Here is a 22,866-nt window from a genome sequence, read left to right as displayed (position 1 = left end):
CAGCGAAGGCACCATGAGCAACTTAGCACCGGTGCCAGCCAGCACTTGCTACAGGGTGTGCGCCACCGCCGCGGGCACCTGGCAAAGCACCAGCCGGGCATGCCGGCGCTGCAGGCGCTGCTGGCACGACCACAGCAGCCAGACCGCCGTGACGGATAAATGATGGAGCAGGCGGCAGTCGACTTACACGGCGGGCTTGCCGCTGCGGCAGGCATGCGCGAGGTGCGCGGCCAGCTCGGCTTCGTTGGTGGCGGCGGCGGGAGCCAGGGCCAGCAGGTAGCTGGCGGGTAGTAGCTCGTGGCAGATAATCATAACGGCGGACATGTATAGGCTGGAAAGCTGCCTACAAAGCTCCGTCCCGGTAACTACTTTATTGCCCGGGTTTTCCCGTAAATCAAGCGGGAGAAAAATACGGGTTTAGAGCCCGCCGAGCCCCGATAGCAGCGCAGCCGACTACTTCTGAGTACAGCTGCGCTACCAACTGGGCATGCTAAAATCGTTTCGGCTGGATGCTTAAGCCCAGGCACACGCCTTCACGCGCCGTCCGTCAAAAGCCCGGAAGCTGGAAATGGCGTCGGTCTTTTGGTCTTGGGTTGGGTGAATGAAAAGGACACTTTTGCCATGAGGAAACCCCTCGCAAATTGCTGCGCTAAAGCAGCAGACCTTACTTTTGCGGGGGGCACCCCGGGGCAATTACACGGATGCCCCCTGACTCAACCCGATTAATTTAGACTTTTGGCTCATTCAAAAAGTGTCATACTGGCCACCAGAGGACTTTTTTTGGTTAACCAATACCCGAATGGCCCAGCTAGCGCGAGTCCCTGCATATCCATTTTAAACCCCGTTTGCACCAGCAAACGGGGTTTTTCGGTTTCCGGGCCAGGCCAAAATCAACCGTTTGCACAACTTATTCCCAATTCTTTTTCCCTTCTGCGATGCTGAACTATACCCACCGGCTGCTGGCGCTTTGCTGCCTGGCGCTGCTTTGGAGCACGGCCCAGGCCCAAACCATCAAGTCGCCCAACGGGCAACTGACGCTGCAATTTGCGCTGCAAACTGACGGCGTGCCCACCTACCACCTCACCTACAAAGGCCGCGACGTCATCAAAACCAGCAAGCTGGGGCTGGACCTGAAGAATGCGCCCGCGCTCACCAGCGGCTTTGCCGTGGCCGACAGCAAGCAGCGCAGCTTCGATGAGAGCTGGCAGCCGGTGTGGGGCGAGGTAAAAACCATTCGCAACCACTACAACGAGCTGGCCGTGACGCTGGCGCAGGCCGCCACCGGCCGCAGCATTCGGGTGCGGTTCCGGGTGTTCGACGACGGGCTGGGCTTCCGCTACGAGTTTCCGCGCCAGCCCAAGCTGGACTACTTTACCATTAAGGAAGAGCGCACGCAGTTTGCGCTGGCCGGCGACCACAAGGCCTTCTGGCTGCCCGGCGACTACGACACGCAGGAATACAGCACCGTGACGTCGAAGCTGTCGGAGGTGCGCGGGCTGATGAAGTCGGCCGTGACCGGCAACGCTTCGCAGACCACCTTCTCGCCCACCGGCCTGCAAACGCCGCTCATGCTCAAGAGCCAGGACGGGCTGTACATCAACATCCACGAGGCAGCGCTGATTGACTATTCGTGCATGAGCCTGGAGCTCGACGATAAGAACTTCGTGCTGGAATCGCACCTCACGCCCGACGCGGTGGGCGACAAGGGCCTGATTCAGACGCCGGCGCTTTCGCCCTGGCGCACGGTGATTGTGAGCGACCGGGCCGGCGATATTCTGGAATCGAAGCTGGTGCTGAATCTCAACGAGCCGACCAAGTTCAAGGACACCAGCTGGATAAAGCCGGTGAAGTACGTGGGCGTGTGGTGGGAGATGATTACAGGCAAGAGCACGTGGTCGTACACTAACATGGACAACATCAAGCTGGACTCCGTTGATTACAACAAGGTGAAGCCCAACGGCACGCACGGCGCCAACACGGCCCATGTGAAAGAATACATCGACTTCGCCTCCAAACACGGCTTCGACGCGGTGCTGGTGGAGGGCTGGAACACCGGCTGGGAAGACTGGTTCGGCAAGCACAAGGACTACGTGTTCGATTTCGTGACGCCCTACCCCGATTTCAACGTGCCGGAACTGCAACAGTACGCCGCCAGCAAGCACGTGAAGATGATAATGCACCACGAAACCTCGGGCTCGGTGCGCAACTACGAGCGGCACCTAGACACGGCCTTTGCCTTCATGAACAAGTACGGCTACGACGCCGTGAAAACTGGCTACGTGGGCGACATCGTGCCGCTGGGCCACCACCACTACGACCAATGGGTAATTAACCACTACAACTACGTGCTGCAGAAAGCTGCCGACCACCACATCATGGTGAACGGCCACGAGGCCGTGCGCCCCACCGGCCTGGCCCGCACCTACCCCAACCTCATCGGCAACGAAGCGGCCCGCGGCACGGAGTACGAATCCTTCGGCGGCAACAACGCCGACCACACCACCATCCTGCCCTTCACCCGCCTCATCGGCGGGCCGATGGACTACACGCCCGGCATTTTCCAGACCAAAATCAGCGCCCTCAACCCCAACAACAAGTCCTTTGTGCACAGCACCCTGGTGCGCCAAATGGCCCTGTACGTGACCATGTACTCGCCCCTGCAAATGGCCGCCGACCTGCCCGAACACTACAACCAGCACCTCGACGCGTTTCAGTTCATCAAGGACGTGGCCGTGGACTGGGACGACACGCACGTACTGGAAGCCGAGCCCGGCGACTACATCACCATTGCCCGCAAGGCCAAGGGCAAGAACAGCTGGTTTATCGGTAGTACCTGCGATGAAAACGGCCGCACGTCAAACATCAACTTCGGCTTCCTCGACCCCGGCAAAAAGTACGTAGCCACCATCTACGCCGACGCCAAGGACGCGCACTACGAGAAGAACCCGCAGGCCTATACTATCCGCAAGATGCCGGTGACGCGCAAAACCAAGCTGACGCAGTACTGCGCACCGGGCGGCGGCTACGCCATCAGCGTGGTAGAAGCGCGATAGCGGCCGACGCTGAGGCAACCAGTAACGAAAACACTCCGGTAGAGCCTGTTTGCCAGGTTTTATCGGAGTGTTTTCGTTGGTACCCATCCGATGGCATCAATAGTAAGTGGAGTATAGCCGGGGATGCTTGGTGAGCAGGGCTTTGGGGCTGACGCGCAGCCGGCCCTTGCCCACCATGGCGAACTTAGCCAGCGGGTCGCGGAAGAAATACGCGCCGTCTTCAATTACCAATTGCCCGGCGATGGTGACCTTGGTGTTGCGCAGAATTTCCAGCGCGCCGCCTTTTTTCACTACCAGCCGCGAGGTGGGCCCAATGTAGAGCTCGGGCACTTTGCCAGGTGTTTCATTGATAACCAGTGCATTGTTGTTGGCCACCAGCACCAGGGCCGAGTCGCGGGCGTGGGCCGGCTGCCGGCCGATGTCGAGGCCGCTCTGCACGAGGCAATAGGTGTTGGGCGCCAGCAGCTGCAGGCTGCCGGGCGCGCGCAGCACGGTGGTGCCCACCACGCCGCCGCTGCCCAGCATCAGGGCGCTGCGGTGGGCGCTGGTGCGGTGTGGGCCGTCCCGAAACGCATTGTTGCCGCTGAACACCGCCCCCAGAATCTTGTCGTAGGAGCCCTGCGGCGGCTGGGTATAATCGAACAAAAACGTGCACCCGCGCAGGTGAAACAGGCTGGCCGTGTCGGTAGCGGCCGGAACAGCGTGAATCAGGTAGCCGTGCGTGCCGATAAACTGGCAATTGGTGAAGCTCATGCTGCGGGCGTAGGACTCGGAATGCAGCGTGAACGGCCCGTATGCGGGCTTGCCGTGGTAGGGCCGGTCCTCGAAGGTGCAGCCGATGAAACGCGTGGCGTCGGCGGGGGTAGCGGCTTTGCAGCCGTGCACAAAGGCTCCGTAGAAGCGACAGTCGCGAAACAGTACGCCGGGCTGCGAAATCCACGCCGACCAATTGGTGATGCCCCAGGCCAAGCTATTGGAAATCACAATATTTTTGGTGGAAGCCGGGTAATTGCCTTCGGGCCGGTCCGATACGATGCCCTGGCCGGCATTGTCCACGAAACGGCAGTTTTCCAGGTCTACATTGGTTACGAAACCGTCCTGCGGCTCCAGGTCGACACCAGCAGCGGGGCTGGACACCAGCGCTTTGCCTATCGATGACACTATCACCTGGCCGGTGTGGCTAAAGCTGCAGTTCACGGCCCGAAAACCGTTGACGCCGGTGAGCGACAGTCCCTGCCGGCCGTTGTAGTTGCAGGTCGAGTTTTCGAGCACAATGCCTTCGCGTTGGGGGTCGTCGAGGCTTTTGGCCAATTGGTTGAGGACCTGAATGCCATCGCGCCCGAAATGGTGCAGCGCCAACTGACTCAGAATAACGCGGCGCGAGTTGCGCACAAAAATTCCGTCGAAATTCAGCTGAATGCCCGTATCGCCCCAATGCCCGCCCACCACCGTGTGCGGACTATTGCCGTTGATATTCAGCTTGGCCACCCGCACGTTGTCGCACTCCTGCAGCACCAGGCAAAGCCCCACCGAAACCGCGTATTTACCGTCCGTGAAGTATGCGTTGGGAGCATCGAATCGGCGCTTGGTGGCGGGGTCGAAGGAACCGTAGCGCTGGTTGTCGACGTAGCGGATTTCGGTGCTGGCGCTGTCGTCGCCCGTCACCGTCAGGTTGCGGCAGCCCACCAGATGCAGCACGTTCACGCCCTGGTTTGCCTCGTCCTGCCGGCCCACCAGGTACACGCCTTTGGGAATGCGCAGCACGGCCGAGGCCGTGGGGGCAGGAGTCTCTTTGGCGCGCTTGTTGAAAAATGCGGCGGCCCGCTCGAAGGCCAGCTGGTCATTGGTTTTGCCATCGCCTACGGCGCCAAAGTCGGTTTTCAGGTCTTTGCGCAGCACAGCGCCCCCCTGCCCACGGGCGAGGCCAACGGATAGCAACAGCACCAGGCCGGCGAGCAACAGGCGCAGCTGCGGCGCCGCAGGCGCGGTATTGGCAGGTTTCAATGTATTCCTCATGCTGATATTAACGGTGATACATCCGGAATAGCACACGCAGCGGTCATATAAGCCGCGCTACCTTAGGTGACGCCTCACAACACCAAATCGGCAAACAGCCGCGCCAGCGTCGCGCCAGCATCCAGGCAGCGGCCCGGGTGCACCGCCGACGACTGCACCACCGTGCTGCGCGTGGCCGTGAGCCAGCGAAACCGCTCGGCAATGGGCAACTGGCCAATGGTGCCGCCGGTGGCTTTGCCCCGGCAAATGCGCTCGAACGCCTGCAGGCGGGCCGTGATTTCGGCCAAATCCAAATCCGGCGCCACGGCCAGCAGGCGGGCTTCGGGCAGCGCAAACCGGGTTTCGAGAAAGCCCAGCGAGCGGCAGTACACGATGACGCCCACGTTCAGAAACTCTTCGCGCTCCACGCGGGGCACCACGCGCAGCACGGCGTACTCAAATAAGTGCATTGCGGGCATCTTGGGCTTCCTGAACAAAGGTTTCTGAGGCGGCCAGGCGGGCTTCGAGGAAGCCCACGTAGGCCTGGCGCTGGTCTTCGGCGGTGCCGTGGCCGTTGGTCAGCCAGGCATCGGGCACCAGCGCCACAATGGCGCGCAGGATTGCGGGCGTGAGTTTGGCCTTGTACTCGGCATCGACTTCGGCCAGCTCGCTGGCTTGGGGCAGCAGCACGTGCGTTTTAATCTGGGGAAACGGGCGGGGGCGCGGCGCGGCCCACTCGGGGCCCGCGTGGTGCACGTAGAGGGCCGCGCCGTGGTCAATAAGCCACAGCTCCTTGTGCCACATCAGCATGTTGGTGTTGCGAGCGGTGCGGTCTACGTTCAGCGTGAGCATGTCCAGCCACACGATTTGGGAGGCCAGGCGCGGCTCCACGGTGGTCACCAGCGCATCGTAGGTGATGGCTCCGGAGAGGTAGTGCAGGGCCAGGTTCTGGCCGGTGCTGGCTTGCAGCAGGTCCTGGATTTCCTCGTCGGGCTCGGTGCGGCCGAAGGATTCGTCGAGCTCGCAAAACACCAGCTCGGGCACGCGCAGGCCCAGCACGCGGGCTATTTCGCCCACAATCAGCTCGGCAATCAGCGCCTTTACGCCCTGGCCCGCGCCCCGAAATTTCACCACGTAGAGGAAGTTGTCGTCGGCCTCCATCAGGGCCGGCAGCGAGCCGCCCTCGCGGAGCGGCGTCACGTAGCGCGTCAGCGCTACGGTGCGGAGTTCAAGAATACTGGGGGCCGGCATACAGCAGATAGAGAGAAAATAGCCCGGCAAAGGACGGTCAATTTCGGGCTTTGGGCCGGCAGCGGCAGCGGCCAGGATGAGCGCATGCACCTATCCGAGCCCGGAATCTGGCAGTGAAGCTAGATTCCACAAAAAACACCTTATTAATATTTCACATTTATTTGGATGACCGATAAAACCTTCTACATTTGAACTATATCATTCATAATGCGTCAAATTAGCACTTCAATAATATTTTCGTATAACAATTACAATAATACCCATCTACTTGCATCCAATTTTTGATTTCAAAATTCTTTAAAAATTCATATTTAATTCTCACCTCAATTTTCTTACCCATGAAACAACTCGACTTTGCTAAAAACAACCAGGGTACGGCGCTTGCGCCGCCCAGGACAGCAGCCCGGCCAGCCGGCCGGCTCGTGCTTTGGACGCTGCTAATGCTGGGTTTGCTGCTGGGAGCCGGTGCGCCGGCGCAGGCCAGCCACTTCCGCTACGGCACCCTAACCTGGCGCACCGTGTCCACCGACCCCAGCAAGCTGACGGTGCAGTTTAAGGTGAGCCAGGCGTGGCGGCTCAGCTTCGGCGCCTTCGCCAATAATGTCCCGGTGCCCGGCGCGGTATTCAATGACGTAATGAATTTCGGCGATGGCACGACCGGCAACATGAACCTGGTGGTGACGTCGGTAGACGTGCCGGGCGACAGCTTCTATGCCGAAGCAGTGGTGACGCACACTTACGCGGCGGCCGGCAACTACCGGGCCTTTTTCTCGGACTGCTGCCGCATCTACACCCTGTCGAACAACGCCAACAGCACTTGGTACGTGAGCACCCTGGTGAATGCCGGCTCGGGCAACAACTCGCCCGTGTCGACGCTGGCCCCGGTGGTGAACCTGGCCGTGGGCCAGGCCGCCGCTACGTTTCAGCTGCCCGCCAGCGACCCCGACGGCGACGCGCTGACCTACTCGCTGGCTACCTCGGCCGACATCAACAATGAACCTTTTACCAACGCCCCCACCCTGGCCGTGAACCCGGCTACGGGCGCCGCCACCTTCAGCACGGTAGGCCGCACGGTGGGCCAGCTGTTCAATGGCGTGATTAAGGTGAGCGACGGGCGCACCAGCATCCTAGTCGACTTCCTGATTAACATCACGGCGGCTTCCACGGCCCCGGTGTTTGATTACAGCATCACGCCGCCCAACGGCTACGTGTACCAGGTGTCGCCGGGCCAGGCGGTTACGTTTGGCGTGCGCGCCACCGACAGCGACCCTAACGACGTGGTGAACCTGAAGGCTTTCGGGCTGCCGGCGGCGGCCACCACCGCCCCCACTCTGCCCCTGAACGGCAACCCCGTGCAAACCGCCTTCACCTGGACGCCCACGGCGGCCAACCTGGGCACGGTCATCATCAACTTCGTGGCCCAGGACCTGGCCGGCGTGCAAACTTCCACGTCCGTCACCATTGAAGTGAGTCAGAAGCCGCGCTTCGACGTGCCCCCCACGCCGGCCAACACCAGCGTGGTGCAGGTAACGCCCGGCACAGCCCTGCGCTACACCATTCAGGCGTCGTCGCCGGTGGCGAGCAACCGGGTGAGCATTGCCAGCGCGGCCGGCCTGCCGGCTTCGGCCAGCTTTGCGCCCGCGCTGCCCACCGCCGCTGCCAACCCCACCAGCACCCAGCTGAACTGGACGCCCGTGCTGGCCGACTGGGGCCCGCACGCCGCCACCTTCGTGGCCCGCGACAACAACAACGAGCAGGCCACCCACGCGCTGAGCTTCATCATCAACTCGGCCCCGGCCTTCACCTCGCAGCCCAGCAACCTGACCCGCACGGTGGGCCAGCCGTTCACGTATAACATCACCGCCACCGACCCCGACCTGCCCTACGGCGACCGGCTGACCATCACGGCCTCGGTGCTGCCCAGCTGGCTGCAGCTGATATACCCCGGCAACGGCACGGCCACGCTCAGCGGCACGCCCACGCTGGCGCAGGTGGGCACCCACCGCGTGACGCTGGAAGCCGAAGACATCTACCACCACGGCAACAGCTACGGCACCATTTCGCAGACGTTTGTCATCACCGTAATGGCCTGCAACGTGGCCGCCGTGCCCACCGCCACCGACCCGAGCTGCGCAGGCAGCAGCACCGGCAGCATTGCCCTGGCCGTGACGGGTGCCCTGGCCCCCGCCACCTACGCCTGGACCGGCCCCAACCGCTTCCAGGCCACGACCCAGAACCTCTCGCAGCTGGGTGCGGGCACCTACACCGTGGTAGTAACTGGCGCCAACGGCTGCACCGCCACCGCCCAGGCCACGCTGAAAGACCCTGCCCCGGCCACGCCGCCCACCGTCACGGTTTCGCTGGCGAACCCCGTGGTGGTGCAGCAGCCCACCACTATTTTCCTCGGCTACGGCCCCCAGACGGCTACCCTGACCGCCAGCGGCGGCGTGAGCTACCGCTGGAGCCCGGCCACTAATCTGAGCAACGCCAGCATCGCCAACCCGGTGTTTGCGCCCACGGCGGCCGGCCAGTACACCTACACCGTGACGGCCACCAACGCCGCCGGCTGCCAGACGTCGGCGTCCGTGACGCTGAGCGTGATTGATGCCAACTGCGGCAACAACCCCAAAAATCCCAAGGTGCTGGTGTGCCACAACGGCCACGAAATCTGCATTTCGCCCAACGCCGTACCGGCGCACATCGGCCCCGGCTCGACGCATGACGACTACCTGGGCAGCTGCACCGGCACGTCGATGCCCGGTACCGCGAGCACGGCGGCGCAATTGGTGCTCGAAGCCTATCCCAACCCGGTAGCCAAAAGCACAGTGGTGAACTTCCGGGCTCCCGTGACGTCGGCTGCTACGGTGCAGGTTTACAACCAGATGGGCGTGCTTGTAGCCACCCTGTTCGAAGGCGAAGCCCAGGCCGGCCGCGACTATCCGCTCGAGGTGGATGCCAGCCATTGGCCCACCGGCATTTACCTGTGCCGTTTCGTGAGCAAAGGCCAAAGCCAGACCCAACAGCTGATGGTGACGAAATAGCTTTCGCTGCTTCATCTACAGAAAAGCCCTCTGTCAGCACGACAGAGGGCTTTTTGCTTTTGTCATTCCGACGCAGGAGGAATCTGGGTAAACTCGTTCAAACGATTTATCCCAGATTCCTCCTGCGTCGGAATGACAGCGCTACGCTTAGCGGTGGCGCTTGAGCGTGAGGTAATCGAGGTAGTACAGCACCTTCACCGACAGCGAGTTATTGTGCGGGGTGTTGATGGTGTTGTTGAAATTATCGAAGAACTGCGGCGTGGCTTCGTTGGCCTGCAAATAGGTGGAACCGGCGTTTTTCCAGACCACGCTGATTTGCGAGCCGGGCGCGAACCACCACGAATACACTGCGTCCACGTTGAAGGCGTTGTAGGTGTTGTCGCGGTTGCGCTGGTAGGCGGCGGGCGTTTCGACGCCGTCTTTGCCGAGCGTGGTAAAATCGAGGTAGCGCACGTTGCTGGTGTAGTGCCGCACACGCAGCGTGAACGACATGCGGTTGGTGAACGTGTAGGCCACCGAGGCCACGTTGGCCACCGTGGCCACGTTGCGGCGGCCCAGCAGAATCTGGCCCAGGAAGGGCTGGTCGAGTGCCTGGGCCGCGTCGAGGCCGCCGTTCACGTAGCCGATTTGGTTCTGGCGCAGGCTCCAGTCCACGCTGTAGCGGAAGGTGAGGTGGGTGTTTACGCGGTAGCGCGGGTAGAAACCCAGGCTGTAGCCGGTGCGGCGGGCGCGGACCAGCCGCTCGTCGTGGCCGTAGCTCTGGAAGCCAGCGTTCCAGTTGATGGCCACCGGCTTGCGCGAGTCGGAATTGAAGAAGAACGTGAAGCGGGTGTTTTCGGGTACCCGCACATAGTACTCGCCCAGCGTGGCGGTGCGCGGCTCGTAGAAGTCGTGCGTCACGGGGTCCACGTTCAGGTCGAAGCCCAGCTGGTTGAAGCTCTTGGTGAAGGTGGTGTTGGCCCCGAGGTAGAAGTTGAGCGCTTGGTACAACGTCGGCTTGTAGAGCAGCGAATGCGTCACGTTGCCAAATAGATACAGGTTGTTCACCTTCCAGAACGGCTGGTACTTGCCGTAGCTCACATCCAGCGACTCGGTGATGTTGTTGTTGCCGAACAGAATGCCCAAATCGTTCGGATTGTAGGTATCGGACTCGATGCCATGGCTCAGGTTCCAGGTGAAATTGCCCGAGATTTTGCCCACGCCTAACCGGTATTTGTAGCCATCCTGGTCGTTGATTTGGTTGGTGGTGCCGAATTCGGTGCCCCGGCGGCGCGAGTAAATGGCGCGGCCGTCGATGGCGTAGCGGTTGGCCTTGTTGGCGAAGCGGAACAGGCCTCCGGTCACGTTAGCGTCGTAGGTGCTGCCGGCCCGCGTCACGTTGGTGTTGATGAGCGAAACATAGGAGTTGTTTTTCAGGCTCTGGTCGAGCACGGCGATGTTGTAGTTCGAGAACGGCTGGGTGAGCACCTGGCGCTCCTGCCCGGTTTCGGTGTTGCGGATGGTGGCGTAGGTGTCGTTGCTCAGGGCGTTGAAAACGCCCACGCCCAGCCCCTTGCTGGTGCGCCCCGATACCTTGGTAGCATTCAGCAGCGGCGTTTCGGAGGGGTTGCTCACGATGAGTTCATTCGCGCCCGCCGTCACGCCATAAAAGCCCACCGGCGTGGCCCCTACCCTTCTCGAATAAAACAAGTTACCCTTATTGAACAGCTCGGTGCCTTCCGTAAAAAAGGCCCGGTTCTCGTTGAACTGCACCTCAAACGGCGAGAGATTAAGCACCTGGTTGTCGCTCTGCACCTGCCCGAAATCGGGCACTAGCGTGGCATCCAGCGTGAAGCTCTCGTTGATGCCCCACTTCAAATCGGCCCCGCCGTTGAAGCGGGTGGTGAGCTGTTTGGTGCCGTCGGCGCTCAGCGGGTTGTGGTTCACGTAGCCCGACACGTAGGGTGTGAGCGAGAGGCGCAGCGGCGGCTTCACGCCCTGCACGCCCGTCAGGTCGCCCCACTGGTTCACAAAGCCGTCTACCTGCGGCTTCACCTCGTTCCAGAAATAGGCGGCGTTATCGCGCTTGCGCTGCCGCATGAAGTTAAGCCCCCAGCGCTGGACATCGGCCGTGCTGAAGCGGATGGCGGAGTACGGAATCCGCATTTCGGCCACCCAGTCGGTGCCGCGCAGGGCGGTGCGGCTTTCCCACACGGCGTTCCAGTTGAAATCCTCGCCGCCGGCCGGCGAGTAGCGGGCATCCATCTGTACGCCGCCGGTCGTCACAAAAAAGGCGTAGCCGTTGAGCTGGTCGTGGTAAGTATCGAGGAAAATCCCGATAAAGTCGGTATTGCCGAAGTTGTCGCGCGCCGTCAGCTCGCGGGGGATGGAGTCGGCAGCTACGTCGTGCATGATGGCCCCCACGTAAATCGCGGCATCGTCATACAGCACGCGCACTTCGGTGGGGTACTTTTCGTGCGGGCCGGGCTTGGGCCGATTCTGAATAAAATCGGTGGCGGGCAGGGCCTCGCGCCACGCGCCCTCGTCCAACACGCCATCGAGCTTGATGGGCTGCGCGATGCGCAGGGCCGCCAGCTGGCGTTTGGGGGCGGCCGTGGCGGCGGCTTTGGTATCAGCAGTGGCCGCCGGGGTTTGGGCCAGGGCCGGCGCGAGGGCCAGCCCCAGCACTGCAACCAACAGAAAACAGGTGCGCAGAAAGAAGGTGTGTAGCATGGTGAAGGGTAGTTAAGTGCGTTCAGGAGCAATTCAAGGAGGACTCGGGACCTGCCGACAATGGGCTGGGGCGGGCTGCGACCGGCGCACACTCACCAGATGGGCGGGCCATACCTCTCCCGTCCGGGCCGGCTTGCAGACCGGCCCGGGCGGTGCCCCAGCTTCATTTGTCAGAAATTTGGCGCGGTTGCCGGGGCATCAGGAACCCGGCATTCTCCGCGGCGAGTCATTTTAGTCAGGCAATAAAAATCCCATCTGGCAGCCGTTGTGGCGCCATTTCGCGTGGAAACTCCGCATGTTGGGATTGGTTACTTCCGCTTGCGGAAATAAACGTCGTTGCTGATGGATTCGAGCTTGACGAGCGGGCCGCTGCCGCTGAGCGTGCCGTGGAGCTGGTAGCCCACGATGGGATTTTTGCGCATCTCGTTATTGAAGGCAATATCCTGGTCGGTGTACACCTCACCCGTAACGGTTTTGAGCGCCAACTCCGCGCCCTTCGACGCGGGCCAGGCCACGTCCACGAAACCGCTCAGCGACTTGGCTTCGATGGCGTTATTGAGGCCCACAATGTCTACGTTGCCGCTGTAGGTGTACACGCGCAGGACCACGTCGGCGGGCAGCGTGATTTCGTAGGCGATGTCGTCGCACACCTGCTGGCCGTACCACATGTTGCGGTCGCCATTGGTGCCGGGGCAGTCGCCGGGCTGGGCCTTCCGCAGCATTTCCTTGTCAAAGTCAGCGGTTAATTTCACCTCGTCGCCGGTCTGGTTCAGGTCGATTTGCAGAGCATCGTTCAGCCGGTTCGAGTTGATGCTGACGGTGGCCTTCATGGTCATTTTGCCCGCCGCCCCGGGCCGGATGCGGATATTGCTGGCCTGCTTCAAATTCAGAAACACGCGCTGCCCGGCAGTCAGATTAGCGGATTTCTCGATGATTTTCTGGGCCGAAACCGACTGGCGGGCGGCCGTGGCGCACACCAGCAAAAGGAGGAATAGGAACTGGCGCATGGCGTTAGAAGAATAGAGGTTGGGGTTGGTATTCAGGGAATCTGTTCATGCGCGTGTCACCTCACCCCCGGCCCCTCTCCCCAAGGAGAGGGGGCCGGGGGTGAGGTTCCTCGCGCGAGGTATCGTTACTTCGCTTTCCGCACGTAGATATCACCACTCACCGTCTTGAACGACACGGTGTTGCCGCCGCCGTTGATGTTGCCATCCACCACCTGCCCGCCAATGTGGTTTAGGTTGTCCTGGCTTTTCAGGTTCAGGTCGAAGTCGGTGTAGATTTCGCCCGATACGGAGCGCAGCTTCAGGGTGGCTTTGGTGTTGGTGGGCATGCTTACGTCCACGTCGCCGCTCACGGTGGAGATGGAGCTGGGGCCCTGGCGCATGGGCGCAAAACGCACTTGAATGTCGCCGCTCACGGCGTTGGCCACCACGGGGCCGGCCACATTTTTCAGGCTGATGTCGCCGCTGGTCATGCTCACTTCGATGTCGCCGTTCAGGTCGCGCATCACCAGGTCGCCGCTGCCGTTCCAGCCGGCCTGCTTGTATTGCACCGAGGCATTGCGCGGCACCCGGATAACGTAGCTGGCTTCCTTACGCGAGGCCCGGGTGATGCGTACCGTATTGCCGTCCTGCGTCACGGCAAGGCCGATTTTAGTATTGTCCACCGCCGAGTTGTAGATGGGACGCAGGCCTTTGGCGCGCTCGGGGGCTTCTTCAAAGCCGTCGCCTTTTATCACCAGCTCGCTGCCGTCGATGCCTTCCACCGTCACTTCGCTGCCCTGCATGTCGATGACGACTTTGGGGTCTTTGGCGTTGAGCTTGGTTTTGAATTCCTGGGCGTGGCTGGTTTGGGTGAGTAGCAGGCCCGAAAAGGCGAGTAATAAGAGCTTATTCATGGTATTTGAGGGAGTTAGCTATTGTTAAAGCAATCTGGCCGTAGGGCGCGGGGCTTGTCCCCGCCCGTCGTGGCACGTATTGCGGTTGAGTGGTTCTGGTGACGGGCGGGGACAAGCCCCGCGCCCTACACCGAACTGGGTTATTTAAATCAGTTTGCCGATGCCGGCCTCAGCCTGCTCCCGCACCACAGGCAGGGCATCGGCCTTTTTGGCGAGGCGCTGGAGCTGGGGCACCGCCCGGTGCACCCGCAGCGATACCACCATGTCAATCAGCGCAATCTGCACGTTGGGGTCGGTTTGGATGGGCAGGGAGTTGGCCAGGCCTTCGCGCACGCCGGGGGCATCGCGGAGGCGGTAGAGGGCTTCGCAGGCCGCCAGGCGCACGTTGGGGTTGGGGTCGAAGTTGAGCGTGTTGAGCAGCACCTGCACCGTAGCATCATCGGGAGCCGCGGCGGCTTTGGTGGCGTTGGTCACCAGTTGAATCCGGTCGCTGGCCGACACGGGGCGGCCGTTGTCGTTGGTCAGGGCGTTGGCCAGGGTGGTGGGAGCGTTTTTCTCGGTAGTAGTTGCCACGGTATTAGCATTGTTGCCCCAGTGCAGGTTGCGGCCGAGGAACACGCCGGCGGCAATCAGCACAATGCTGGCAGCAATGCGCAGCCAATTATTGGCCAGCGTCGTGGGCCACATCGACACCACTTTGGCCTCGGGCTGGCCTACCGTTGGCGCGGCGGTCGTTTCAGAGTTAAGCAGCTGCTTTTGCTGTTCCAGCATGGCCATAAAGTTGGCGCGCAAGGCCGTGCGGGGCACTTCGGGCAGGGCCGCATCCAGGTCATCAGACAGGGCGCGGAGCTGAGTTACCTGCAACTGGCAGGCGGGGCAGGCGGGCAGGTGAGCGGCCACGCGCTCGGCTTCGGCGGCCGGCAGGCTGCGCTCGACGTAGGCCGGCAGCAGGGCTTCCAGTTCGTGGCAGGCAGAAAGTTCGGGCGTTTTCATTGACTTAATTGGCGAAATAGATTTTGCGCAGCGCTTGCAGGGCGCGGTGCGCTTTCACGCGGGCAGCTTCGGCGGTGCAGCCCAGCAGCTTCCCGATTTCCTCGTAGCCAAACCCCTGAAAGCGGTTCAGGACCAGAATTTCGCGCTGCGGCACGGGCAGCATGTCGAGGGCTTCGTGCAGGTCGTCGTGGTGGTTGCTGACGCGCATCTGGGAGAAGGCCGCGCCGCGCAGGCCGCCGGTGCGCTCCACCTCGTCCACGTCCACATCGGCGGCGCGCAGCTTTTGCTGGCGCTGCCAGTAGTCGGCGTGCACGTTGCGGGCCATCTGGTACACCCAGGCCTTGAAGGGCTGGGTGGGCTGGTAGCTGCCGCGGTATTTGAGGATGCGCTCGAACACGGTTTGGGTTAGGTCTTCGCTGGTTTCGCGGTCGTTGGTGAGGCGGGTGAGGTAATTAAATAAGGGGCCGTGGTAGCGCTCAAACAGCGGCACAAGCTGGTCCAGGTCGTCGGCCCGGACGGCTGCCATCAGTTCTTCGTCGCTCGTACTCGTGAGGGTCACGGGTGGGGGTTTTGGAGGTGAGTTGAAAGGAGTACCCGGACTTGGCCCAGACGTTACAGCGGGCCTGAAAAAAATTTCGGATAGCCCAAAAATAGGCCGTCCCTATTCGGTAACCGGCTTGTAATGTTGGGGTAATAAGGCGGGAATAGTTTTGAGCTTTTATTCATCAAGCCTTCACCTTATGCCCCTGAAAACGTACTTTCTCCGTTTATCCGCCGCCCTGACAATGGCCTTAGGCACGGCTGCCAGCGCCGCGCAGGCCCAGACCGTAGCGCAAAGTTTTGAGGGCAGCACCGCCGATACCTGGAGCTACACGCCCACGCCCGCTACCTACAACGACCTCGCCGCCACCGACCAGTGGGCCGTGCTCACCACAATCGGTACGGCCGGCACGGGCGTCACGGCCACCGCGCCCTCGGCCGGGGCCAACCTTTGGGGCGGGCGCGACCTGGAAGGCCCCCTCACCAGCAACCTAAGCATCTGGCATTACCTGGATTTTGCGCCCGTCGCCATCCAGACCGGTGCCACGGCCGCCAATACGGTCACCTTCAAATACAACAGCACAGGCTTCGATACGCCCGATTCGCTGGCCTACGTGGTGCAGTTCGACAACGGCAGCACCTGGCCCGTGCCGCGCACCTACACGCAGCTCAACAAAAACACCCTGGCCTGGACCACCGTCACGGTGCCCGTGCCGGCCGGCAGCACCCACGCCCGCCTGCGCCTGGCCGTGCGCCAGAACGGCAACGACGACTGGGTGGCCTTCGATGAAATCAGCCTGGGCCGTACGGCCGCCGCAGTGGTGCCGGATTTGGGCTTCACGGGCAGTGCTACACCCATCATCGTAAGCGAAAGCGCCGGCACTGTGACGCTGCCGCTCAGTATTCGCAACGCCAATGCCACGGCCAGCACGGTGCAGGCCATTGTGGCCCCGCTGGGCACGGCCACCGCGGGTACGGATTTCACCTTCGCTAGCACCCAAACCATCACCTTCGCGCCGGGTAGCGCCACGGCCACGCTCACGCTGCCCATCACTGACGATGCCACGGCCGAAGCGGCCGAATACTTCACCGTGCGCCTCCAGAACCCCACCAACGCCACGCTCATGGCGGGGGCTACCGAGTTTCTGGTGTTCATCAAGGATAATGACACGCAGGCCCCGGCCCGCACCGGCAACCTGCGCCTGAACTTGCTGGGCAGCTACCAAAACGGCGCCAGCGGCACCAATTCGGCCGAAATCATCGCGCATGACCCCACCACCCAGCGCCTGTACGTGGCCAATTCGGTGGGTGGCAAGCTCGATATTCTGAATTTCAGCACGCCCGGTGCGCTCACGGCCGTGGCGTCCGTCAGCATGGCCCCGTATGGCGGTATCAACTCGGTGGCGGTGCGCAACGGGCTGGTGGCCTGCGCCGTGGAGAATGCCAACCCACAGCTCGACGGTAGCATTGTGTTTTTCGACCAGAACGGGACTTTCCTGAAGCAGGTGACGGTAGGCGCGATGCCCGATATGATAACCTTCTCGCCCGACGGCCTGAAGCTCCTCACCGCCAACGAAGGCGAGCCCAACCAGGCCTACACCACGGACCCACTCGGCTCGGTGTCGGTGGTGGATATGACCGGCGGCATCACGGCCGTGACGCAGGCCCGTGTTACCACCTTAGATTTCAGCGCCTACAACAGCGCAGCCGCCGCGCTGCGCACGGCGGGCATCCGCATCTATGGCGGGCCGGCGGGCGCGCCCAGCAGCGTGGCCCAGGATTTGGAGCCCGAGTACGTAGCCGTTTCGGCCGATTCGCGCACGGCCTACATTGGCTTGCAGGAAAACAACGCCATGGCCACGCTGGACCTCACCACGCTGCAATTCACGGCGTTGCGGCCCATCGGTTACCAGGACCATAGCCAGCCCGGCTTCAGTTTCGATGCCTCCGACCAGGCCGCCGATGTGCTGCTGGCCAACTGGCCGGTGCGCGGCATGCGCCAGCCCGATGCCATCGCGGCATTTGAGTTGCCGGCCGCGCTGGGTGGCGGACGCTACCTCATCACGGCCAACGAGGGCGACGCCCGCGAATACACCGGCATGAGCGAGGTAAACCGCCTGGGCGATGCCGCTTACGTGCTCGACCCCACGGCTTTCCCGCAGGCCGCCATGCTCAAAAATGCCAGCGCCCTGGGCCGCCTCAACGTGACCAATAAGCTGGGCGACACGGACGGCGACGGCGATTTCGACCAGATTTATGCCTACGGTGGCCGCTCGTTCAGCATTCTCAATGCCGGCACCGGCGCGCTGGTGCACGACAGCGGCGACCTGCTCGAACGCCTCACTAGCACCGACGCCACGTTTGGCAGCATCTTCAACGCCAGCAACACCACCGGCAACCCCGTCCGGAAAAACCGTTCCGACGACAAAGGCCCCGAGCCCGAAGGCACCACCATCGGCATGATTCGCGATACCGTTTACGCCTTCGTGAGCCTGGAGCGTCAGGGCGGTGTGCTGATTCTGAACGTGAACGACCCGGCCAACCCGCGCCTGGTGCAGTACATCAACAACCGCAGCCTGACCACCGGCACCGGCGACCAGGGCCCCGAAGGCCTCGTGTTCGTATCGGCCGCCAACAGCCCCACCGGCGCTCCGCTCCTGCTGCTGGCCAATGAAGTGAGCAGCACTGTGGCCGTGTACCAAATCGGCCTGCGCGGCGTGGTGACAGCCGCCAAAAACGGTCTCATTGCCCCTGCGGCGCTTTACTGCTACCCCAACCCCGCCACGCCCGAAGCAGCCGTGCGCCTCAGCCGCCCCGTGGCCGGCACCCTGCTCGATGGCCTGGGCCGTGCCGTGCGCCAGCTGCCCACCGCCACCGACCAACTCGATGTGCGCGGCCTGCCCACCGGCTTGTACCTGCTCCGCGCTACTGATGGCGCCACCAGCCGCCTGGTGGTGCGCTAGGCATAAATAAAAAGAAGGGTCCGGCGGAGCACATGCTCAACCGGACCCTTCTTTTATTAAATAACTCGTCTTCCTGCCCTACTTCGCTTTCCGCAGGAAAATATCGCCGTTGAAGGTTTTCAGCATCACTTCGGGGCCGCCGCCGTTCACTTTGCCGTAGGTCCAATCATCGGTGCTGAGGCGGGAGAGGCCGTTTTGGCTAGTGCGGGTCACTTTGGCGGTGCCTTTGTCCACGGCCACGTCGAAGTCGCTGTATACGTCGCCGCGCTCTGATTTCATCTTGAGCGCCGCCTTGATGGAGCCGGGAAACGTCACATCAACTTTACCGTTGAGCGTAGAGAAGGCCATGGGCGCGCCCGCCGTCACGCTTTTGAAGGTAACAATCAGGTTGCCATTCACCGTGTTGGCCACGGCCGAACCGGCCACCTGGCTGAGCTGAATCGCGCCGTTCACGTTGGTTATTTCCAGCTCGCCGGCCACGTTATCAACGGTAATGTCGCCATTGTTGACGGTGCTGAGCTTGAGCGAGAAGTTCTGCGGCACCTTGATGGTGAGGTCGACGGGGTGCTGGTAGGAGTCGGTGGTGATTTCGACGTGGTTATTCTTTTCCTCAGCCGTCAGGTTGAGGTTGTTGGCGGACGAGAGGCGTTTCATGCCGTTGGTTTCGGCTTTGCTGGTGGGGCGGCGGTCGCCCTGCCGGGCACGGGCCACTGCATCTATCACCACATCCTTGCCGCCGTAGCCGGTTACGTGAATGAAGCCGTTCACGAGGCCCAGCTCCAGCGAGCCGGGCTTGCCCGGCGAGGTCAGGGCCACGGAGAGCTGTTCTTTGGTGTCCTTTTCGGCATCCTGGGCGCGGCCGGGCAAGGCGCTGCCGAGCAGCAACAGGCTCAGCGCAAGGAAGCGTGAAAAGCGTCGGGGGGATACTTGGAATGAAGTATTCATCGGGAGGTATTGATTGACTAATTAGAGTTTGGTGACGGTCACATCGCCGTTGAGGGTTTCAAAATGCAGGTCGGGGCCGCCTTTGCCGATGCGCACAGCCGTGTCCTTGGTCAGCTTGTACACGGTGCCGCCGCCGTGGCCTTCCCGGTTTTTGGTGACTTGCACCGGCAGTATTTCCGCGTTGGGAAAATCGGTGTAAAATTCGCCGTGCATGCTTTTGAAGTGCATGTCGGCCGCGAAACTGGCCGGATACTTCACCCGAATCTGGCCATTGATGGTGTGGTACGACGACGCGCCGGGCGGATTGGCCGCGTAGCTGGCGTCCACGTTGCCATTCACGGTGCGGGCCTCCGTGCTGCCCTTCACGTTGGTGAGGGTGATGGGGCCATTCACGTTGAAAACGTGCAGCGGGCCGGTCACGTCCTGCACCTTCACATCGCCGTGGTTGATGGTCGAAACGTGCAGGTTGAGCTGGTAAGGCACTTTCACCACGAAATCGAAATCGTAGCGGTAGTCGATGTCCTTGTGGTTCCAGCTGCGGCGGTCGTTGTTGTGGGGCCGCGAGTCGTAGGGGCCGGTCAGGAACACCACCACGCTGTCGCCGCGCTGCGTGAAGCCCAATTGCGCCTCGGCCCTGCCAATTTCCAGCGTTTTGGCGTCATCGGCCGTGATGGTTTTGGTGGCTTCTACCAGCACCTTATTGCCGGCGTAGCCCTGCACCGTCACCGAGCCGCTGATGTTGTACAGGGCCAGCGTGCTGCGCCCGGCATCGGCCGTGAGCGTGAATTCTTTGCTGATTTGCTCTTTGAACTGCGGGCGCGGGCTGGTCTGGGCCTGGCAGGCAGAACTGCTACACAGCAAGAGCAGCGCGGGCAGGCTGGGGAGAAAGTTGGGTCTGGTCATGGCGTTGGGGGGTTGCGGGGGCGGCGGGCGGGCCGTCGCTCAGGGTTTGAATGCTTTGCTCGATTTTGCTTTTCACCATGTCGTCCAGGTTGGCCTGTTTCAGCAGCCGGCGCAACGGCTGCACCGAGCGGCGCTCCTGCAGCTGCACCATGGCATCGGCCAGGGCTGCCTGCACCAGCGGCGACTCCTGCTGGGCCAGGGCGTGCACTAGGCCCAGGCGCACGGTGGCATCGTTCTGGGCCAGCGGCGTGAGGGCTTCCAGCGTGGCCAGCCGCACGTTCACGTTGTCGTCGTGGTTGAGAGTACCCAGCAGGGCATTCACCACCTTGGCGTTGGGGTCGGGCAGCTCCTTGGTGTAGCCCACGGCCCGCAGTCGCTCGGTAGCCGAGGGGTTATCGATGAGTGACAGCAGCATGACCTGGCGCATTTCGCCTACCTGGGCGGCCAGCACGGCCAGCTGCTGCTGGTCGGCGGCGGGAGTGGGTTTGGGTCCATTATTCAGCCAGTAGCCGCCCAGCAGGCCCACGCCTAGCAGGCACAGACTGTAGGCCAGCCGCAGCGCCGGGCGCGGAATGGGCAGGGCCCGCAGCCACGCCCACAGGCCCCGGGGCGAATAATCGGGCGTGGTTTCCAGCTCCTCTTTGAAGGAAGCCAGCATGGCGTAGAACTCGGGCCGCACCTGGGGGCCGGGTGGGGGCACGGGCACGCGGCCCAGCGTGTGCCACACGCGCTCCACGGCTTGCAGCTCGTCGCGGCACTCGGCGCATTCGGCCAGATGGGCGGCCAGGGCTTCGTGTTCGGGGGCCGACAGCTGGCGGCTCAGGTAGTCGACCAGCTGCCCTTTGGTTTCTTCGCAGTTCATGGGCGATGGGTCAGTTTTCAATGCGGAGGAAAGTCGTTTTCAACATTCATGGCGCGGTGCACGCGCACTTTCACCGCGCCTTCGGTGGTGCCCAGCACGCGGGCTATTTCGGTGTATTTCAATTCCTGAAACCGGCTCAGGACTAGTATTTCGCGGTCTTCGGGCCTGAGGCGGTCCAGGGCTTGGTGCAGTTGGGCCACGTCCTGGGCCTGCTCCAGGCCGGCATCGGCGCTGATGCCGCCGGGCAGGTGCTCGGCCATCTCGGCCACGTCGGTGTGGTGGGCGGCGTGGCGGTTTTTCTTCACGAAATCGGCCAGCACGTTGCGGGCCAGGTGGTACATCCAGGTGCGGAACTCGCCATCGCCGGTGAAGGTGTGGCGGTATTTCAGCATGCGGTAGAACACGGTTTGCACCAAGTCATCGCAGCTGGCGGCCCGACCCAGCATGTGGTAGAGGAAGCCAAACAGCGGCCGATGGTAGCGCTCGAAGAGCAGGCCCATTCGGTCCACGTCGCCGGCTTTCACCCGCAGCATCAGCGCATTATCCGTAAGCGAGTCCAACCTGACAGAAGGTTTTTTGAGGGTATTTGGATGTGGACACCGCGCCCGCGGCGGAAGGTTACAAGGGGCTGGCAATAATTTTTTACCCACCGCCCCAATCACACAAGCAATTTTACATATAACTCTAGCCCTATTCCAATTGTAAACAGTTGAGCTTAAAATAATTGCCCGAATTATTTTGTAACCAAAGCTGGCCCACAACCCGTAAAGGCAGTATTATTTAAAAGCTGCGTAGTCAGCAGTGCCTTCTCACTCCCACACTTTCAACCGACACCATGAAAACCACCAAAATTCTTTTCGCCGCCTTACTGACTTTCGGCCTGAGCAACGCCGCCTTCGCGCAAACCACCACCGGTGGCACCATGGGCTCCACCTCGGGCACTACCAGCGGCACCATGGGCACCACCACGGGTACCACTACCGGCAGCACCACGGCCAGTGGCGCCATGACATCGGGCTCAACCGGCGGCTCCACCACCGGCACGATGAACACCAGCACGAGCGGCACCATGAGCTCCACGTCCGGCACCACTTCGGGGAGCTCCACATCGGGCCGTCGCATGAAAACCAAAGGCACTATGCCCAATGGCAAAGGCAAGATGAAAGGCAAGTCCACTATGTAATAACTTTTTGCGGCTCAGCGCCGTAACAAGTTGTCAGCCGGCTGTTTCTAACCGAAGCAGCCGGCTTTTTTTGGCCTCTTTCCCCTCCCACCATGAAATACTCCCTCTTACTAGCCGGCCTGCTGCTTGCCGCCACGGCCCAAGCCCAAACCGTGCCCTTCGACCCCTCGGCCCCCGTGCGCGGCGGCAGCCAGGGCCAGACTACCGTGCCTCCCGTAAACCCGGCCCTCAACCAAAGCACCATTCAGGGGCCGCCCGATATGCAGCGCACGCCTACCGACCGCGACGCTCAGCCCACCCGCCAGCTCGACGACCGCGGCTTCTCGCCGGCCGCCACGCCGGAGATGTCGCCCACTGCCGTGCCCGATACCCGCGAACAACCCATCATCAAGGACGGCCGCCGTCGGCAGTCTACCGAGGTGACGCCCAGCCGCTCGCGCCGCAGCTCCAGCAGCAATAACATCCAGAATTAGGTTTTCCGGCTTTCACCAGGCCTGAAAAAGCCCCGCCCGATGTTTCGGACGG

18 protein-coding genes are annotated in these 22,866 nt (G+C 62.1%); 5 read left to right on the top strand and 13 right to left on the bottom strand.

What is annotated here, in order from left to right:
• Positions 1–183: 183 nt before the first annotated feature.
• Positions 184–324, bottom strand: coding sequence for a hypothetical protein (locus I7X13_RS04980; protein ID WP_198067131.1), 141 nt, complete (start codon positions 322–324; stop codon positions 184–186).
• 611 nt (positions 325–935) lie between these two features.
• Here I7X13_RS04980 and I7X13_RS04975 point away from each other — a divergent pair.
• Positions 936–3,053 (top strand): glycoside hydrolase family 97 protein, encoded by a 2,118-nt coding sequence (locus I7X13_RS04975; protein WP_198074616.1) that lies wholly within the window; start codon positions 936–938, stop codon positions 3,051–3,053.
• Positions 3,054–3,149: 96 nt separating this feature from the next.
• Here I7X13_RS04975 and I7X13_RS04970 read toward each other — a convergent pair whose 3' ends face one another.
• The 3 genes from I7X13_RS04970 to I7X13_RS04960 form a co-directional block, all read right to left on the bottom strand.
• Positions 3,150–5,069, bottom strand: coding sequence for a right-handed parallel beta-helix repeat-containing protein (locus tag I7X13_RS04970; protein ID WP_213019034.1), 1,920 nt, complete (start codon positions 5,067–5,069; stop codon positions 3,150–3,152).
• A 74-nt stretch (positions 5,070–5,143) separates the two neighbouring features.
• The gene (locus I7X13_RS04965) at positions 5,144–5,527 is read right to left on the bottom strand and encodes a DUF3037 domain-containing protein (protein ID WP_198074614.1); all 384 of its coding nucleotides are present in this window, start codon (positions 5,525–5,527) and stop codon (positions 5,144–5,146) included.
• Positions 5,505–6,299 (bottom strand): HipA family kinase, encoded by a 795-nt coding sequence (locus I7X13_RS04960; RefSeq protein WP_198074613.1) that lies wholly within the window; start codon positions 6,297–6,299, stop codon positions 5,505–5,507. The genes I7X13_RS04965 and I7X13_RS04960 overlap by 23 nt, the downstream gene beginning before the upstream one ends.
• Before the next feature lie 338 nt (positions 6,300–6,637).
• On the opposite strand from I7X13_RS04960, the gene I7X13_RS04955 reads away from it, so the two are divergent.
• Positions 6,638–9,340, top strand: coding sequence for a putative Ig domain-containing protein (locus I7X13_RS04955; RefSeq protein WP_198074612.1), 2,703 nt, complete (start codon positions 6,638–6,640; stop codon positions 9,338–9,340).
• 147 nt (positions 9,341–9,487) lie between these two features.
• On the opposite strand, the gene I7X13_RS04950 is transcribed toward I7X13_RS04955, so the two are convergent.
• From I7X13_RS04950 to I7X13_RS04930, 5 genes are all read right to left on the bottom strand, one after another.
• Positions 9,488–12,052, bottom strand: coding sequence for a DUF5916 domain-containing protein (locus I7X13_RS04950; RefSeq protein ID WP_198074611.1), 2,565 nt, complete (start codon positions 12,050–12,052; stop codon positions 9,488–9,490).
• A gap of 308 nt (positions 12,053–12,360) precedes the next feature.
• On the bottom strand, positions 12,361–13,059 hold the full coding sequence (locus tag I7X13_RS04945; RefSeq protein ID WP_198074610.1) for a DUF4097 family beta strand repeat-containing protein: 699 nt from the start codon (positions 13,057–13,059) through the stop codon (positions 12,361–12,363).
• Between the two features lie 125 nt (positions 13,060–13,184).
• The gene (locus tag I7X13_RS04940; RefSeq protein WP_198074609.1) at positions 13,185–13,952 is read right to left on the bottom strand and encodes a DUF4097 family beta strand repeat-containing protein; all 768 of its coding nucleotides are present in this window, start codon (positions 13,950–13,952) and stop codon (positions 13,185–13,187) included.
• A 144-nt stretch (positions 13,953–14,096) separates the two neighbouring features.
• Positions 14,097–14,945 carry a HEAT repeat domain-containing protein gene (locus tag I7X13_RS04935; protein ID WP_198074608.1) on the bottom strand — a complete coding sequence of 283 codons (849 nt, stop codon included), beginning with the start codon at positions 14,943–14,945 and terminating at the stop codon, positions 14,097–14,099.
• A gap of 4 nt (positions 14,946–14,949) precedes the next feature.
• Entirely contained in the window at positions 14,950–15,504 is a 555-nt protein-coding gene (locus I7X13_RS04930; protein WP_198067141.1) for an RNA polymerase sigma factor, read from the bottom strand.
• A 181-nt stretch (positions 15,505–15,685) separates the two neighbouring features.
• Here I7X13_RS04930 and I7X13_RS04925 point away from each other — a divergent pair, with 181 nt between their 5' ends.
• Positions 15,686–18,448 carry a choice-of-anchor I family protein gene (locus tag I7X13_RS04925; RefSeq protein ID WP_198074607.1) on the top strand — a complete coding sequence of 921 codons (2,763 nt, stop codon included), beginning with the start codon at positions 15,686–15,688 and terminating at the stop codon, positions 18,446–18,448.
• Between the two features lie 78 nt (positions 18,449–18,526).
• Here I7X13_RS04925 and I7X13_RS04920 read toward each other — a convergent pair whose 3' ends face one another.
• Genes I7X13_RS04920 through I7X13_RS04905 form a run of 4 tightly spaced genes read right to left on the bottom strand, consistent with a single transcriptional unit; the run spans position 18,527 to position 21,718 of the window.
• Complete coding sequence (locus tag I7X13_RS04920) at positions 18,527–19,393, bottom strand: DUF4097 family beta strand repeat-containing protein (protein ID WP_198074606.1); 867 nt, start codon at positions 19,391–19,393, stop codon at positions 18,527–18,529.
• Positions 19,394–19,414: 21 nt separating this feature from the next.
• Positions 19,415–20,296, bottom strand: coding sequence for a DUF4097 family beta strand repeat-containing protein (locus I7X13_RS04915; protein ID WP_198074605.1), 882 nt, complete (start codon positions 20,294–20,296; stop codon positions 19,415–19,417).
• On the bottom strand, positions 20,244–21,179 hold the full coding sequence (locus tag I7X13_RS04910; RefSeq protein WP_233454687.1) for a HEAT repeat domain-containing protein: 936 nt from the start codon (positions 21,177–21,179) through the stop codon (positions 20,244–20,246). The genes I7X13_RS04915 and I7X13_RS04910 overlap by 53 nt, the downstream gene beginning before the upstream one ends.
• A complete protein-coding gene (locus I7X13_RS04905; RefSeq protein WP_317191534.1) occupies positions 21,176–21,718 on the bottom strand; it encodes an RNA polymerase sigma factor in 543 nt (180 codons plus the stop codon). Before I7X13_RS04905 ends, I7X13_RS04910 begins: the two co-directional genes overlap by 4 nt.
• Positions 21,719–21,993: 275 nt before the next feature.
• Here I7X13_RS04905 and I7X13_RS04900 point away from each other — a divergent pair, with 275 nt between their 5' ends.
• Both I7X13_RS04900 and I7X13_RS04895 read left to right on the top strand, forming a co-directional pair.
• Positions 21,994–22,341: a hypothetical protein gene (locus tag I7X13_RS04900; protein WP_198067145.1), complete on the top strand. Its 348-nt coding sequence runs from the start codon at positions 21,994–21,996 to the stop codon at positions 22,339–22,341.
• Between the two features lie 92 nt (positions 22,342–22,433).
• Positions 22,434–22,814, top strand: coding sequence for a hypothetical protein (locus I7X13_RS04895; RefSeq protein WP_198074604.1), 381 nt, complete (start codon positions 22,434–22,436; stop codon positions 22,812–22,814).
• Positions 22,815–22,866 lie beyond the last annotated feature (52 nt).

The organism is Hymenobacter negativus (genome assembly GCF_016056375.1).
Lineage (GTDB): Bacteria > Bacteroidota > Bacteroidia > Cytophagales > Hymenobacteraceae > Hymenobacter > Hymenobacter negativus_A.
The sequence above is the reverse complement of the archived record's forward strand: the minus strand, read 5'-3'. Positions and strand labels throughout refer to the sequence as shown.